Below are 14,711 nucleotides of genomic sequence, written 5' to 3'. Positions count from 1 at the left end.
GAGCCTGTGGAACCGCGCCCGCGGGTGGGTGCGACGCCGCTGCCGGTGTCGGCGGTCAGAACATGCTCAGGAGCTGCTCCACGGTGGGTTCCGCGGTTCCCTCGCCGTCCGGCAGGGGCAGTTCGAACCAGACGGTCTTGCCGCGGGGGGTGCGGCGCGATCCCCAGGCGGCGCTGAGGAGTCCGACCAGCTGCAGTCCGCGCCCACCCTCGTCGGTGTCGCGGGCGCGGCGGCGTCTCGGCTGGACGAGCCCGGCGTCCCAGACCTCGCACACCAGGGTCCGGTCGCGCAGCAGCCGGAGTCTGATCTCGCCCTCGCCGTAGCGCAGGGCGTTGGTGACCAGTTCGCTGACGAGCAGTTCGACGGTGTCGATGAGCGCTTCGAGGTCCCAGGCGGTGAGCTGGGCGCGGGCCAGTTCGCGGGCCCGGCCGACCGAGCGGGGTTCCCTCGGCAGCCGCCAGTCCCCCACCGCCTCGGACTGAAGTCCCTGGATACGGGCCATCAGGAGGGCGATGTCGTCCTCGCCGTGCCCGGTGTGAAGGGTGGTCAGGACGCGGTCGCAGACGTCTTCGAGGGGCAGGGCCGTGTCGGTGAACGCGCCGCGGAAGGCGATCAGCCCCTCCTCCAGGGGATGGTCGCGGGACTCGACGAGTCCGTCGGTGTAGAGGGCGAGCAGGGAGCCCTCGGGCAGTTCGACCTCGACCTCCTCGAAGGGCTCACCGCCGACACCGAGCGGCATCCCGGGGGGCACGTCGAGCAGGAGGGCCTTCTCGCCCGGTTCGACGAGGACCGGCGGAAGGTGGCCGGCGTTGGCGAAGGTGCAGCGCCGGGTGACCGGGTCGTAGACCGCGTAGACGCAGGTGGCGAGGTAGACCTCGGAGAGTTCCGGCCCCCGGGTCTTGTGGGCGCGGGCGCTCTGCTGGGCGCCCGCCGGGGCGCCGAGGCCGCGGGCGATCTCGTCGAGGTGGGAGAGGACCTCGGCGGGTTCGAGGTCGAGCTGGGCCAGGGTGCGGACGGCCGTGCGCAGTTCGCCCATGGCGACGGCGGCGCGCAGACCGCGGCCCATGACGTCGCCGATGACCAGGGCGGTGCGGTGGCCGGGGAGTTCGATGACGTCGAACCAGTCGCCGCCGACCTCGGTGGCGGTGGTGCCGGGGAGGTAGCGGCAGGCGATGTCGAGGCCGGCGGCCTCGGGATCTCCGGGCGGGAGCAGGCTGCGCTGCAGGATCAGGGCCCGTTCGTGTTCGCGGCGGTAGAGGCGGGCGTTGTCGATGCAGACCGCCGCGCGGGCGGCCAGTTCGACGGCGAGCGCCCGGTCCCGCTCCCCGAAGGGCTCGCTGCCCTTGGCCCGGGAGAACTGCACGAGGCCGACGACGGTGTCGTGGGCGACCATCGGCACGACCAGGGTGGACTGGACGAGTCCGCCCTCGCGGCCCGGTACGGCCCGTACGCGGCCGGTGCGGAGCGCTCCGGCGCAGGGCGAGTTGAACGGGTAACGGTGGACGGAGCCGACCTCGACGGGTCCCGTGCCGCAACAGCCGCCGCTCTCGTCGGAGCCGACCGTGGCCTCCGGGCTCCTGAGCGGGGTGTCGGACACGGCGCTGGCGAAGGCGACCCGGCGCAGCTCGGCGCTGCCCGCTCCGTAGCCGACGTCGTGGGAGCTCCCCCACCGTCCGGGCGGGGCCTCGTCGCCGGTCAGCAGCCCCTGGTAGAGGTCGACGGAGGCGAGGTCGCAGAAGCCGGGGACGGCCACGTCGAGCAGCTCGCGGGCGGTGGCCTCCAGGTCGAGGGAGTTGCCGATGCGGGCACCGGCCTCGTTGAGGAGGGCGAGGTTGCGGCGGGCGCTGGCCGCCTCGCGGGCCGCGTTGTGGCGGCGGGTCACATCGATGCCGAGACCGGCGACGCCGACGGCCCGGCCGGAGCCGCTGTTCACGCGGTAGAGGTTGATCGACCAGTGGCGCCGCTCGGTGGAGCCGGGCGGGGCGCCGACGATCTGCAGCTCGGTGACGGACTCGCCGGTCTCCAGGACCCGCTCGAGCGCGGCGGTCATCCGCTCGGCCTCGGGCCGCGAGAGGTAGTCGTGGACGGTACGGCCCCGGTGGTCGTCGGCCGAGCCGCCGAAGACCGTGGCGAAGCGCTGATTGGCCCGCTGCACGGTGAGGTCGGTACCGAAGAGGAGAAAGCCGAAGGGGGATTGGCCGAAAATCGCCTGCGAAGCGGCGAGGTCGGTCTCGATGTGCCGCAGCGCCCGCACGTCCACGACGATGCAGAGCGCGGCCCGTTCGCCGGTCGGGGTCTGGCTCGGCATGACGTACATCTCGGCGACGCCCTCGCGCCGGTTCTGCCCGGGTATCCGGAACGGGACGAGGCCCGTCCACTCCCGGCCGTCGAGGATCTCGGCGACCCGCCGACGACCACGGTCGCGCAGGTCGGCGGGCATGAAGGCCTCGACCGGATCCTTGCCGACGGCCTCGTCGGCAGGCACGCCGAAGAGGTCCACGGCCCGCCTGCTCCACTGGTCGACGAGCCCGTCGGGCCCTATCGAGAAGGAGGCGACCCGGATGTAGTCATAGATCGAGCCGGGCGGGCTGCTCTGCCACACGACGCCGCTCGCCGTCTCAGGTATCTCGCTCACGCGACCGTCCCCTCCAGCTCACCGCACCGGACCGGCCATGCCCGCAGTATTCAGCACTACGGCCCCCGACGGCACGACGTTCACGATCACAGGGTGGTCTCGTTCATTTCCGGCCGAGACCATGGTGATCGTTGTCCCTCCCCTCTCTTAACCCGGCAGGGCCAGCTCGAACCACACTGTCTTGCCCGATCTGCCCTTTCGGGTGCCCCAGCGCTGCGCGGAACAAGCCACGAGCTGGAGTCCGCGCCCGCCCTCGTCGTCGGGTCCCGCGGGCCGCTCGGTGGGCGGATCCGGAAGCGGATCGGAGACCTCCACGAGCAGGGCGGGGCGGTGGGCGTCGTCGGCGGGACCGTGGGCGGGGCCGTCCGGGTCGGGCTGGAGGTGGACGAGCCGGACGCCGATCGGGCCGGATGCGTACCGCAGGGAGTTGGTCACCAGCTCGCTGACCAGCAGAACGGTGACATCACCGACCGACGCGTCGATCCGCCAGCTCCGCAGCGTGTCGCGCACCGCATGACGAGCGGTCCGCACGGCATCGGCCTCCGCCGGGAAATGCCACTCGACGCGGTCGCCTTCGGTGTCGATCACGCCCGATCACTTCCCCAGCCCATCACCAGAAGGGAGGCCCACGTCCTTTTTCGGGGGGTTAATCAGCACATACCCGATATTCGGGGCGGGATATCGCGGCGCAGGGCTCAGTGGGCGCACGGTGGCACGAACGGCGTAGAGCCTCAGCCGCGCGCCCCGTCGGCGGCGCCGGACGGCCAGCGCAGCCCTGCCTCGGCGACGGCGGGGCGGTCCTGGTCGAGCCAGTCGACGGAGTCCAGCTCGTGGCGGGCCAGCCAGCGCAGCTCGTCGTGGTCCTCCAGCGGGCGGGGTTCGCCGGAGAGCAGCCGGGCCGTCCACACCTGGAGGACGTATCCGGGCTTCAGCGGCCACTCGCCGGGGATGCGCTCGCCGGGCTCGGTCTCGACGCCGAGCTCCTCGCGCAATTCGCGCACCAGGGCTTCCTCGGGGCGCTCCCCCGGCTCCAGCTTGCCGCCGGGCAGTTCCCAACGGCCGGCGAGTTCGGCGGGGGCGCTGCGGCGCGCGGCCAGCAGACGCCCCCGGTCGTACAGGGCTCCGGCGACCACGACCACGTGGTCGGCCACGTGGTCGGACGTGCTCTCTGTCATGGGCCGGAGCGTAACCCGCGCGGGTCGGAGCGCGGGCCGGTGCGGGTCAGACCGCCGGCTGGCCGATGCGTTCCACCCAGTACATCTGCTTGTGCCCCCGGTCGTCGAGGCTGTCGGCCACCTGCTGCGCCTCGTCCCTCGTCGCGTACCGCCCGACCCGATAGCGGTTGCCGTTGTCGTCCTGCCGTATGACCAGCCAGGGCAGGACAGGGCCGCTGTCGGTCATCGGGCTTCTCCCTCCGCCGGTCCGGTCGTCTCTTTGGATCTCCCTGAAATGGCAATCCGCATATGCCCGACCTTACGCCTGACCTTTACACAGCGGATACGGGTTTTCACAAAGAGGTACGGATCCGGCCGGGAACCGACGGAGGGAGGCCGAAGATCAGACCTTCGGGGCGGTCTGGGGGACGGTCGGCACCGGCATCAGGACCGGTCCCGCGGCCCCGGGGTCCTTGCGGCAGACGTCACCGCACTCGGCGTCGAGTGAGCAGCACAGCGAGCAGATCGGCCCGGACTGCACGGGGCAGTCGGCGATGTCCGGCAGCTCGTACGCCGTCTCGCAGACGGAGCAGGTGTGCGTGGCCGTCACGTCCGCGACGTCGACGTCCGGACCGTTGACCGGATTCGGGCGGGCCAAGTAGTAGCGGCCCTTGGTGGCCCAGGCGATCAGCGGGCAGAGGACCAGCGCGAGACCGGCGGCGATGAAGGTGGAGAAGGCCTCCGCGTACGGACCGAAGAGACCGAAGAAGGCGAGGATCGAGACGGTCGAGGCGATCACCATGGCGCCGAAGCCGGCCGGGTTCACGGAGTAGAGGTAGGCCCGCTTGAACTCGATGTACGGCGGGCTCCAGCCGGCCCGCTTGTTGATCACGAGGTCGGCGGCGACGGCGGCGATCCAGGCGATGCCGACGTTGGAGTAGAAGCCGAGCAGCTTGCCCAGCGCCGCGAACATGTTCATCTCCATCAGCGTCAGCGCGATGGCGAGGTTGAGGAAGATGTACCAGACGCGGCCGGGGTGCTTGTGGGTGACGCGGGAGAAGAAGTTGGACCAGGACAGCGAGCCGCTGTAGGCGTTGGTCACATTGATCTTGATCTGCGAGACGATCACGAACACGGCGGCGGCCGGCAGGGCGAAGGTGCCGAGCCAGGGCTTGAGCGCCTCGATCTGCGGGGCGATCGGCTCCAGGGCGTGGGTCTTGCCGACGGCCTCCAGGGCGACGAAGGCGAGGAACGCGCCGCCGAGCTGCTTGGCCGCGCCGATGATCACCCAGCCGGGTCCGGCGGCGAGCACGGCGAGGTTCCAGCGCCGCTTGTTGGCCTCGGTCTTCGCGGGCATGAAGCGCAGATAGTCGGCCTGCTCGCCGATCTGGGCGATGAGCGAGAGCGCGACGCCCGTGCCGAGGCCGAAGCCGATCCAGGAGAAGCCCGAACCCGCCCCTTCCGTACCGCCGAAGGAGGCGAAGGCGCCCCAGGCGTCCGGGGCCTCGAAGGCGAGCACGACGAAGGGGAGCACCATGCCGACGATCCAGATCGGCTGGGTCCAGGCCTGCACCTTGGCGAGGGCGCCCATGCCGCGGAAGACGATCGGGATCACGATGAGGGTCGTGACCAGATAGCCGATCTCGACCGGCAGGCCGACGGCCTGGTGCATGGCCTGGGCCATGATCGAGCCTTCGAGCGCGAAGAAGATGAAGGTGAAGGAGGCGTAGATGAGGGAGGTGAGGGTGGAGCCGAAGTAGCCGAAGCCCGCGCCCCGGGTCACCAGGTCCATGTCCAGGCCGTAGGTCGCGCAGGCCTTGGCGATCGGGATGCCGGTGAGGAAGATGATCGCCGCGGCGGTGAGGATCGAGGCGAGACCGCTCGTGAAGCCGTAGGTGAAGACGATCGAGGCGCCGATGGCGAAGTCGGCGAGATAGGCGATGCCGCCGAGCGCGGTGCCGGCCACCATCGAGGGCGACCAGCGGCGGAAGGAGTGCGGCGCGTAGCGGAGCGAGTAGTCCTCGCGGCTCTCGTCGGCGGCCAGCTTGGCGTAACTGCGGCGGGGTGGCGGCGCGGCAGCCGGGGTCTCGGCTGGGGTGACCGTATCCGTCATGGAGGGTTCCTGTCGTCCGACCGGTGTGCGGGTACGGACGAGGAAGGTAGGAGCGGGGCGTGACGGCGCGCGTCAGCACGCGGTTGCCAGGCGGTTACGGGAGTTGACGGCTCGTAAACTCCCGGCAACGCGGCCCGGACGCCCCTGTCCGACGAGCGGTCGTGAACCGGCGGTTGAGAACCGCCGGACGGTCCGTCAGCGCACCGGCAGGTGATACGCGATGCGGTAGCGGTCGGCCGGGACCACGACGTCGGCGGTCTCCACCGCGCGCCCCGAGGCGTAGTACGTCCGCTCCACGACCATCACCACGTGCCCCGGGACGCCGCCGAGCGCGAGGAGCTCCTCCGCGAGCCCCGGGCGGGCGCCGACCTCCTCCACCACGTTGTCCACGACCACGTCGATCGCCGCCATCCGCTCCACGACCCCGCAGCCGCCGAGCGGCCCCTCCTCGGGCAGCATCACGGGCGTCCGCCCCGTGACCGCGAGCGGCTCCCAGGAGGTGGAGAGCATCATCGGCTCGCCCGCGTCCCGGTACACGTACCGCGTGCGCATCACGCGCTCCCCGGGCTCGATCCCGAGCCGGGCGGCCACCGCGGCGCTCGCGAGGTCCTGCTCGCTGCTGGACTCCCAGGTGCCACGCGCCCCGTCGGCGGCCTGCTCCTGGCGGAAGGGGTTGGCGCCGGACGGCGGGCGGTATCCGGAGCGGGCGATCCGGCGCGGCACCGGCCGCTCCCGCACGTAGGTCCCCGAACCCGAGCGGCCCTCGACGAGCCCCTCGGCCATCAGCACCTTGCGGGCCTCCAGGGCCACGGTGTCCGAGACCCCGTACTCCTCGCGGATGCGTGCCTGCGAGGGGAGACGGGTATGCGGCGGAAGCGAGCCGTTGGCGATCTTCTTCCGGAGATCGCTCGCCACGCGCAAATAGGCGGGCTGCTCACCGAACGTCACAGGACACTCCCCTCAGGTTGACGGACAGCTACAGACTGACAACCCTCGGTGGCCACCCGCAAGCATGGGCCAGAGTTTCACTCGAAGTGATGATTTGCCTTTACGCCTGCGCTTACCGCAGGTATAGCCGCGCGAGACCTTGACGGGAATGGTCCAGACCAATAACTTCAGCCGCGCACCGCTGACCACCGCTCCCTTCCGGCACACGCACAGGAAACGAGCCTCATGCGTCGAACTTCCCTTGCCCGGCTGACGATCGCCGCCCTCTCCCTCGGCCTCGTGGCCGGCCTCGCCCCCGCCGCGGGCGCCGCTCCCGCCTCCTCGCGCGGCGACGACCGCACGTCGCAGAACGCGGCGTCGAGCACCGCGTCGAGCACGGCGTCGAGCACGGCGTCGAACACCGCCTACAAGCGGGTCGGCTACTTCACCCAATGGGGCGTCTACGGACGGAACTTCCAGGTCAAGGACCTGGAGACCAGTGGCACGGCGGCCAAACTCAGCCACATCAACTACGCCTTCGGCAACGTGAGTCCGGACGGCAAGTGCTTCACCGGCAACACGCCCGGCGAGGCCGACGCGTGGGCGGACTACGTGCGCCCGCTCGACGCGGCGGGCTCGGTGGACGGCGTCGCCGACACCGCCGACCAGCCCCTCGCCGGCAACTTCAACCAGCTGCGCGAGCTCAAGGCGAAGCACCCGGGCCTCAAGGTCCTGATCTCGCTGGGCGGTTGGAGCTGGTCCACCCACTTCTCCGACGCGGCCCGCACGCCCGCCTCCCGCAAGGCCTTCGTCGCGTCCTGCATCGATCTCCACATCAAGGGCAACCTGCCCACCGACGGCGCCCGTGGCGGCGCGGGAGCCGCCGCGGGTCTCTTCGACGGCATCGACCTCGACTGGGAGTGGCCGGCCTCGGCAGGCGACGTCGACACCGTGTTCCGCCCGGAGGACAAGCAGAACTTCACCGCGCTCGTACGGGAGTTCCGCACCCAGCTCGACGCGTACGAGAAGGAGCAGCAGCGGGAGCGCGGCGGCAAGCGCAAGCACTACGAGCTGACCGCCTTCGTCCCCACCGCCCCCGCCAAGATCGACGCGGGCTTCGAGGTCCCCAAGATCATGAAGGACTTCGACTTCGTGAACCTCCAGGGCTACGACTTCCACGGCTCCTGGGAGTCCACCACCGCGCAGCAGTCCGCGCTCTTCGCCAAGTCCGGTGACTTCAGCGTCGACCAGACCGTCAACGACTGGCTGCGGCGCGGCGCGCCCGCCCGCAAGCTCGTGGTGGGCATGCCGTTCTACGGCCAGGGCTGGACGGGCGTCTCGGGCGGCGGCAACGGCCTCGGCAAGCCCGCGACCGGCCCCGCCACGGGCACCTGGGCGAACGGGAGCGAGGACTACAAGGCCCTGAAGAAGCTCGCGGACTCGGGGACGTACAAGGTCCACAGGGACTGGCGCACCGGCCACGCCTGGCTCTTCGACGGCACCACCCTCTGGACGTACGACGACCCGTGGGTGCTCGGCACCAAGTCGGCGTACGTACGGGCGAAGGGCCTCGGCGGCGCGATGTTCTGGTCGCTCGACGGCGACACCCCCGACGGCGAACTGATCACCACCGTCGACCACGTCCTCGGCCGCCGCTAGGGCCTGTCCGGCGGATCAGGGTCGGACAGGACCTAGCGGGCCATTCCGTTGACGTGCGGCGTCGGGGCGGGACGGGTCCTGGACAGCTTCGCGGCCCGGCCGCGGGCCCTTTCGAAGGCCCTGGCCGGGTTCGCGTTCTCGCGCCAGGGCTGGGCGCCGCACCACGGTCCGATCAGGCGGAACTGCTCCAGGGCGGGGCGGTACATCATCGCCCGGAGCATGTAGTGCGCGAGCAGATGGCGCAGGGCCGGCAGGCGTTCGTCGTCGGGCGCGACCCCCTCGAAGGAGGCGGCGACCCGCTTCAGCAGGTTCCTCGTCATGGGCGTGACGGGCAGCGCGGCGGCGGCCGGCCGGTCGGTGAGCTCGTTCAGCGCGTGCAGGTAGATCCCGGCGAGCGGACTGCCGGGCGGGGCCTTGCGGACCGCCTGGCGGGCGAACCGCAACATCCGCCCGTCGCTGCCGTACCACTTGGCGCACCAGTACTGGAGGCCCTGCCAGTGCCCCTCGTAGTGGTGGGGCGCGCGGGCGACAAGGCCTTCCCAGAGCGGCTTGAACTGCGCGTGGCCGTACTGCGCTCCGCGCGCCGCCGTGACCATGACGACCCAGGGGCCCGGGTTCGCGGGGTCGTGCAGCGCGGCCTTCCGAGCCTCCTCGATCGCTGCCGGGAGCATGGCGCGGAAGCGGTCCATCTTCGAGGTCGCGACCTCGTGGGCGTAGCCGCCGCCCCGGATCTCCCAGGCGCGGTGGACCATGATGCTCGCGTGGAGGGTGGCCGCGTCGCAGTTCCCGGGTTCGGCGGCGCGCCAGGCACCGAGCCAGGCGTCGTCCTCCCGGGCGACGTGCTGCAGAAGCTCCAGCCGGCCCCAGCGCTCGTCCCAGTCCTCGCCCGCCGCACTGACGTACCGCTCGGCCGCCTTCCAGTCGCCTGCCCACGCGGCGTCGGCCACGGCCTGCTGCTCCTCCGCCCGGTGGGCCGGCGGGGGCGGACCGGGGCGCCGCGGGTCAAGCACCTCGCGGGGCGGAAGGCCGTACGCGGATGCCTCGAAGTGCTCGTCGACCCAGCCGTCGATGCGGCCGGGGTTGCCGAAGAGGCGGTAGAGCACGAGGAAGAGAACGCCGCAGACGACGGCGAGGAGGATGGTCACGGCGGGATCATTCCCGAAGCGATCACTCTCCGCAATAGCTCAGGCCAACGAAAAGGCGAGGTCAGAGCCCTGGCGCGGGCGGCAGGACCCACGTCCTCCCGCCCGCGACAGGGCTCAGGCGGTGCCCGCCGCCGCTACCGCCCCATGTACTGCTGCCGCAAGGCGTCGAGGATGTGGGCCGGTTCGTCGAGGCCCGCGCCGCGGCAACGCGCCACCGCCGCCGTGAGGCGGACGATCGCGTCGTTCGGGCGGCCCAGGCCCTTGCCCTCGACCAGGGCGGCGAGGCGAACGGACTCCGCGCGCGGGATCTCGCCGTACTCGCCTCCCTCGTCGTGGGCGGCGATCGAGGCCTCCGCCTCGCTCAGAGCCTCGGAGTACCGTTCGGCCTCCGCGAGGACGCAGGCGCGGCGGTAGTGGACGGAGCCGCTCTCGTACCAGCGGGCGAAGTCCTCGGTGTCCTCCGGCACAGCGGCCAGTACGGCATCGGCCTGAGCCAGGTGGTCCAGCGCCGCGTCCACCCCCTCGGCCTCGCGGGACCGCATCGTGAGGCGCGCGAAGTCACACATCATGGTGATGATCACGGGCGAGTTCGGGGCCTCGGCGTGCGAGGCGACAGCCCGGTCGTACGCCGAGGCCGCCGCGTCCCAGCGGCCGGCCATCGCCAGCGTGCTCGCGGCCTCCGCGGCGACCAGGGTGTGGACCTGACGGTCGTCCTCCCACGCCGCCACGACGTCCGCGAGGCGCAGGAACTCCTCGGCCGCGGGCAGGTACTCGTCGAGCTCCCGCAGCCCGCGCGCCAGCGTCAGCCGTGCCTGCGCGAGCGCGCGTGGGTCGAGGGCGGTCACCGTCTCGTCGGCGAGGACGGATTCGAGTACGGCGACGGCGTCGGCCTGCTGTCCGCCTCGGGCGAGGACGTCGGCGAGCTGGAGCCGGGTCTCGGCGGCTTCGTCGTGCACCCCGTCCAGGTCGTACCGCGAGGCGGCCTCCGACAAGTGGCGCACGGCGCCGGCGGAGTCGCCGCTGTGCGATGCGGCGTGGCCGAGCAGCGCGTACGTCGGGGCCAAAGGGAAGTCCGACTCGTCGTGGCGGACCGCGATGGCGATCGCCTCGTGCAGCAACTCCGTCGCCTCGGCCCACTCCTCCTTGGCCATCAGGAGCTGGGCGAGCAGGGCGCGGGGGCGCGAACCGCCCCAGGGCCGTCCGGAGGCCTCCACGTCCTCGATGGCCGCCCGCAACTCCGCCTCGGCACGCGCCAGGTCGCCGCGCCGACCGGCCAGATCCGCCGCGTACTGCCGCGCCCTGGCCAGCTGGTGGGGCATGGAGTGGCTCTCCGCCTCGGCCCGCAGGATGCGGACGCGCTCCTCGAACCGCTCCACGGCGGCTTCGGACGGCTCCGGCAGCTGCTGCTCGACGTCCTCGTAGGCCGCGTACGCGCAGGCGTTCAGGACCGTGAGGTACGCGAGGACACGCTGCTTGCCCACGTCGTCCCCGGACGCGATCTCAGCCGCTCCTCCGGCCTCGCCCGTGAACGGAGCGGTGGTCTTGAGGCGTTCCGCCCGGGCGAGCGCCTCGTCGAGGCGGGCCCGGAGCGCTTCCCGGTCCTCCTCGCTCGTCTCGAAGTCGGTCCTCCAGGCGAGGGTGCGCGCGTGGGCCGCGAGGGCGTGCCAGGCCATGCCGACACCCTCGAACAGCTCGGCGGCCCGCTCCAGTTCGGCCACGGCTTCCGTGCCGCGCTTCCGCCCCAGCTGGGCCGCACGGTGCTCGGCGAGCTCCGCCCGCAGCAGGTCCTCCGGGCCGAGCCGGTCGTCGTGCGCGCCGTCGGTGTCGGGGTCTTCGGCGAGGCGTTCGTCGACGCGGGTCCATGCCCGGGTGTCCGCGGGGTGCCCCTCGCTCGACAGACGGCGTGCCTCGCGGACGAGGGAGACGAAGTCCTCCGGAAGGTCGACGACGGGCGCCTTCGGCGCGGACTCCTTCACCCCGGAGGCGCGGGGGGTGCGCGTGCGCAGACCGAGCGGCAGGGGCTCGTCGACGAGCGGGCGCCGCGCGAGGCGGCTGTCGCGGAGGTCGCCGACGGCCGTTGTGCCGTTGCGCGTGTCGAACGCGGAGGCGAGCCCCGCCGCCTCCGCGTTGACGTGGGCGTGGAGTTCCCCGGCGGACCAGGTGCGGCCGGGCGGCCCGGCGACCGCGGTCTCGGCGTGGCCCTCCTTGACCAGACGGGCCATGAGGACCTCGACACCGGTGAGGAAGCCGAGGTGCGCCAGCGGGGCGCCGGTCGCCTCGAACAGCGAGCGGTTCTCGGCGAGGATCTCCAGGCCACGGCCCTCGTTGCGGGACAGGGCGCAGAACTCCAGGTGGAGACCGACCTCGTCCTGCAGACCGGTGTTGCCCCGGACGCGCCGGTAGCCGGCGAGGTGGTGGGAGCGGGCCTCGTCCGCACGGCCGGTGCGCAGCAGCGGCAGCAGGGCGCGCGCCTGGCTCATCTGCGGCTCCTCCGTGCAGACCGTCGAGCCGTCGAGGACGGGACGCCAGGTGTCGAGAGCCGCTTCGTCTTCACCGGCGGCCACCTGGTGCCAGGCGACATGCCGGGTCTCGCAGGCCTCGCAGTCGCTCAGCTCCGTACGGGACCGGGTGACCCAGAGGTCGTACGCGTCGGGGATGCCGGTGCCCGTGTGGCGGGCGACGTGGTAGCGCAACGCCGCCACCGGCTGCAGGTCGTGCTCGGCCTCCTCGTAGCGGGTGCGCGTCCGGTCGATCCAGCTGTCGACGGTGGCCAGCGGCACCTCGGGCACCTGCAGCAGGGACGTCGCCACCCACTTGAAGCGCCAGAAGACCTGGTGGGCCTCCCACTGACTGAAGGACTCCGGCGTGGTGTCCCACAGTTTGAGCAGCCGGGCGAAGACGACCGGGGACTTGCGGTGTTCGCCCGTGTACTCGTACGCGGTCATCAGTTCCAAGAGGGCGGTGACGAGCACATCGGGCTTGTCGAAGGGCTCGGCCGCCTCGACGAGCTCCTCGGCCGTCACGGTGCGCTGGAGGCCGTGGGGGCGTTCGTGGTTCTCCCGCATCGCCTCGAGCACGGCCTCGGGGGTGTCCAGCATCTCTACAGTTCCTTCCGGGGCTCGGTGCCGGGGGCGTCCGTGCCGGGGTGGTGCATGGCGTGGGTGAGCAGGCCGAGGAAGGCCCGGTTGAGCAGGGCGCTCTCGCTCGCCCTCAGCGGGCGGCGGCTGAGCAACAGGGCCTGTCCGTAGAGGGCTTCGGCGGTGGTGACGGCGAGGCCGCGCTCGTCGATGGTGATCGCCTGGCGGATCAGCGGGTTGAGATGGTTCAGGACCAGCTGGGCGCGCGGGGTCTCGTGCCGCAGGGAGCCGAGGATGTCGGCCCACAGTCCGTCGCCGTCGGTGTCGGCGGCGAGGCTCGACCTGGTCCGCTCGTGGCGCGCCTCGCGGTTGTCGAGGAGCAGCGCGGGGGCGGTCACGGGCTGGAAGTCGCGCAGGACGACGTCGCAGTCGTGCACGCCGATGGTCTCGCGGGCGACGGAGAGGAAGGCCGCGGCGCGCAGTTCGGCGGTCGGGTCCACGGCGTCGAGGTGGGCGGTGACGGTGGCGGGGTCCAGGTCGGTGACAGTCGTACCGGGGCGGATCTCGGGCAGTCGGTGCACGAGGTCGCGGTCGTAGGTGTAGCCGCCGTTGACGACGCCGAGACCGGCGGCCGAGGCGATCGGGGCGACCTGCCGGAACTCCTCGACGCTCCTGGTCACGAGGAGCGTCGGGTGCGTCCGGGCGAACTCCTCCAGCGTGACGTTGCCGTCGGTGGTCTCGAACGGCAGCCACGGCAGCACGATGCGCAGCAACTCGTCGTCGTACCGGGCGAGCGCCTTGACCGCGAGGTGGTGCGTGTCGATGAAGCGGTGCAGCAGGGACGTGTCGCTGGCGGCCAGACCCGTGAGCCAGTCACGGATCCGGTCGCCGAGGGCGTCCCGTACGGCGGACAGGGTGCCGTCCTCGTACAGCGACTCCCGGGAGGCGGTGGGCCGCAGGCTCGTGGTGTCGACGACACAGCGGACGAAGAACGCCCAGTCCGGCAGGAGTTCCGGCGCCTGATCGGTGAGCAGCATGCCCTTGAGGTGCACGCGGTGGCCCGCGCGCTGCGCGGGGCTCATGGCCGTCGGCAGGACGTACGCGACGCCCCGCAGACCGGCCGCCGGCAGGTCCAGCTCGATGGTGTCGAGCGGGGTGAAGTCGAAGAGCGTGCGGCAGTAGGCGGCCAGCGACTCGCGGCGGGCCAGCGGGGACCGGTGGATCTGCTCCCACGGCGGCGTCTCGTTGACGACATGGGTCTCGCCGCGCGGTCCGACGACGGTGACCTCGTGCCGCAGCAGACCGCCATAGTTCCGGGCCAGGGCGACGACCTGGTCCGGGCTCGTCCACTCGGCGGTGTCGGCCCGCGGGACGAGCCGCACCGTGGTGCCGGGCTCGGGCACGGCCGAGGCGGGCAGGGTACGGATCGTGTACCGCCCGTCGGAGTGCCCGCGCCACTCGACGGCGGGCGCCGACGGATCGGCCGCGGACCGGCTGAGGACCGTGATCTCGTCGGCCACGACGAAGCAGGCCAGCAGGCCGATGCCGAACTGGCCGATGAACTCCCCGCGCGCGGCGTCGAGCCCGGCCCCGTCGAGGGCGCCTTCGGACGTCCGCTTGGAGCTGCGCCCGATGGTGGCGAGGAAGCGGTGGACATCGGCCTCGGTCAGCCCGATGCCGGTGTCCGTGACGGTGAGGGTGTCACCGGTGCGCACCGTGATCGTGCCGGGGAGGCCGGGTGTCAGGGCCTGGCGGGCCGTGATGGCGTCGACGGCGTTCTGCAGCAGCTCGCGGAGGTAGACGCGGGGGCTGGAGTAGAGGTGGTGGGAGAGAAGGTCGACCAGACCCCGCAGGTCGACCTGGAAGGTGTGGGTGGTCTGGGGCTCGGTCTCGGAAGAGGACACCTGGCGAGTCTTTCGTTGGGCGCGTCCACGCGGTGAGCGGGGCGGGCGGGCCTGCGGACGGTAGGGCACGGGAGGCCATCGACAGGGCTCGGTCACT

10 protein-coding genes are annotated in these 14,711 nt (G+C 72.0%); 1 reads left to right on the top strand and 9 read right to left on the bottom strand.

Annotated features, from left to right (window positions below):
• Nucleotides 1–55 precede the first annotated feature (55 nt).
• The 6 genes from ACWCO8_RS16195 to ACWCO8_RS16170 form a co-directional block, all read right to left on the bottom strand.
• Nucleotides 56–2,635: a SpoIIE family protein phosphatase gene (locus ACWCO8_RS16195; protein WP_451032724.1), complete on the bottom strand. Its 2,580-nt coding sequence runs from the start codon at nucleotides 2,633–2,635 to the stop codon at nucleotides 56–58.
• A 147-nt stretch (nucleotides 2,636–2,782) separates the two neighbouring features.
• The gene (locus tag ACWCO8_RS16190; RefSeq protein WP_451032723.1) at nucleotides 2,783–3,223 is read right to left on the bottom strand and encodes an ATP-binding protein; all 441 of its coding nucleotides are present in this window, start codon (nucleotides 3,221–3,223) and stop codon (nucleotides 2,783–2,785) included.
• 143 nt (nucleotides 3,224–3,366) lie between these two features.
• Nucleotides 3,367–3,810 (bottom strand): (deoxy)nucleoside triphosphate pyrophosphohydrolase, encoded by a 444-nt coding sequence (locus tag ACWCO8_RS16185; RefSeq protein WP_362011037.1) that lies wholly within the window; start codon nucleotides 3,808–3,810, stop codon nucleotides 3,367–3,369.
• 46 nt (nucleotides 3,811–3,856) lie between these two features.
• Nucleotides 3,857–4,036 (bottom strand): SPOR domain-containing protein, encoded by a 180-nt coding sequence (locus ACWCO8_RS16180; protein WP_362011035.1) that lies wholly within the window; start codon nucleotides 4,034–4,036, stop codon nucleotides 3,857–3,859.
• Nucleotides 4,037–4,192: 156 nt separating this feature from the next.
• Nucleotides 4,193–5,902, bottom strand: coding sequence for a purine-cytosine permease family protein (locus ACWCO8_RS16175; protein ID WP_451032722.1), 1,710 nt, complete (start codon nucleotides 5,900–5,902; stop codon nucleotides 4,193–4,195).
• 195 nt (nucleotides 5,903–6,097) lie between these two features.
• Entirely contained in the window at nucleotides 6,098–6,850 is a 753-nt protein-coding gene (locus ACWCO8_RS16170; protein WP_362011032.1) for a GntR family transcriptional regulator, read from the bottom strand.
• Nucleotides 6,851–7,075: 225 nt separating this feature from the next.
• Here ACWCO8_RS16170 and ACWCO8_RS16165 point away from each other — a divergent pair, with 225 nt between their 5' ends.
• Nucleotides 7,076–8,488: a glycoside hydrolase family 18 protein gene (locus tag ACWCO8_RS16165; protein WP_451032721.1), complete on the top strand. Its 1,413-nt coding sequence runs from the start codon at nucleotides 7,076–7,078 to the stop codon at nucleotides 8,486–8,488.
• A 32-nt stretch (nucleotides 8,489–8,520) separates the two neighbouring features.
• Here ACWCO8_RS16165 and ACWCO8_RS16160 read toward each other — a convergent pair whose 3' ends face one another.
• The 3 genes from ACWCO8_RS16160 to ACWCO8_RS16150 all read right to left on the bottom strand — a co-directional run bounded on the left by ACWCO8_RS16160 (nucleotide 8,521) and on the right by ACWCO8_RS16150 (nucleotide 14,614).
• Nucleotides 8,521–9,633, bottom strand: coding sequence for a hypothetical protein (locus tag ACWCO8_RS16160; RefSeq protein ID WP_451032720.1), 1,113 nt, complete (start codon nucleotides 9,631–9,633; stop codon nucleotides 8,521–8,523).
• Nucleotides 9,634–9,767: 134 nt separating this feature from the next.
• Nucleotides 9,768–12,731, bottom strand: coding sequence for a hypothetical protein (locus ACWCO8_RS16155; protein ID WP_451032719.1), 2,964 nt, complete (start codon nucleotides 12,729–12,731; stop codon nucleotides 9,768–9,770).
• A 2-nt stretch (nucleotides 12,732–12,733) separates the two neighbouring features.
• Nucleotides 12,734–14,614 (bottom strand): HSP90 family protein, encoded by a 1,881-nt coding sequence (locus tag ACWCO8_RS16150; protein WP_451032718.1) that lies wholly within the window; start codon nucleotides 14,612–14,614, stop codon nucleotides 12,734–12,736.
• Nucleotides 14,615–14,711 lie beyond the last annotated feature (97 nt).

The sequence above is a fragment of the Streptomyces sp. NPDC001927 genome, assembly GCF_053594455.1.
This window is presented reverse-complemented; position numbering and strand designations above follow the sequence as displayed.

What these genes read in the sequence shown, in the direction of transcription:
- ACWCO8_RS16155 (WP_451032719.1), bottom strand. Translation starts at nt 12,731, where the DNA reads ATGCTGGACACCCCCGAGGCCGTGCTCGAGGCGATGCGGGAGAACCAC.
- ACWCO8_RS16180 (WP_362011035.1), bottom strand. Translation starts at nt 4,036, where the DNA reads ATGACCGACAGCGGCCCTGTCCTGCCCTGGCTGGTCATACGGCAGGAC.
- ACWCO8_RS16185 (WP_362011037.1), bottom strand. Translation starts at nt 3,810, where the DNA reads ATGACAGAGAGCACGTCCGACCACGTGGCCGACCACGTGGTCGTGGTC.
- ACWCO8_RS16175 (WP_451032722.1), bottom strand. Translation starts at nt 5,902, where the DNA reads ATGACGGATACGGTCACCCCAGCCGAGACCCCGGCTGCCGCGCCGCCA.
- ACWCO8_RS16165 (WP_451032721.1), top strand. Translation starts at nt 7,076, where the DNA reads ATGCGTCGAACTTCCCTTGCCCGGCTGACGATCGCCGCCCTCTCCCTC.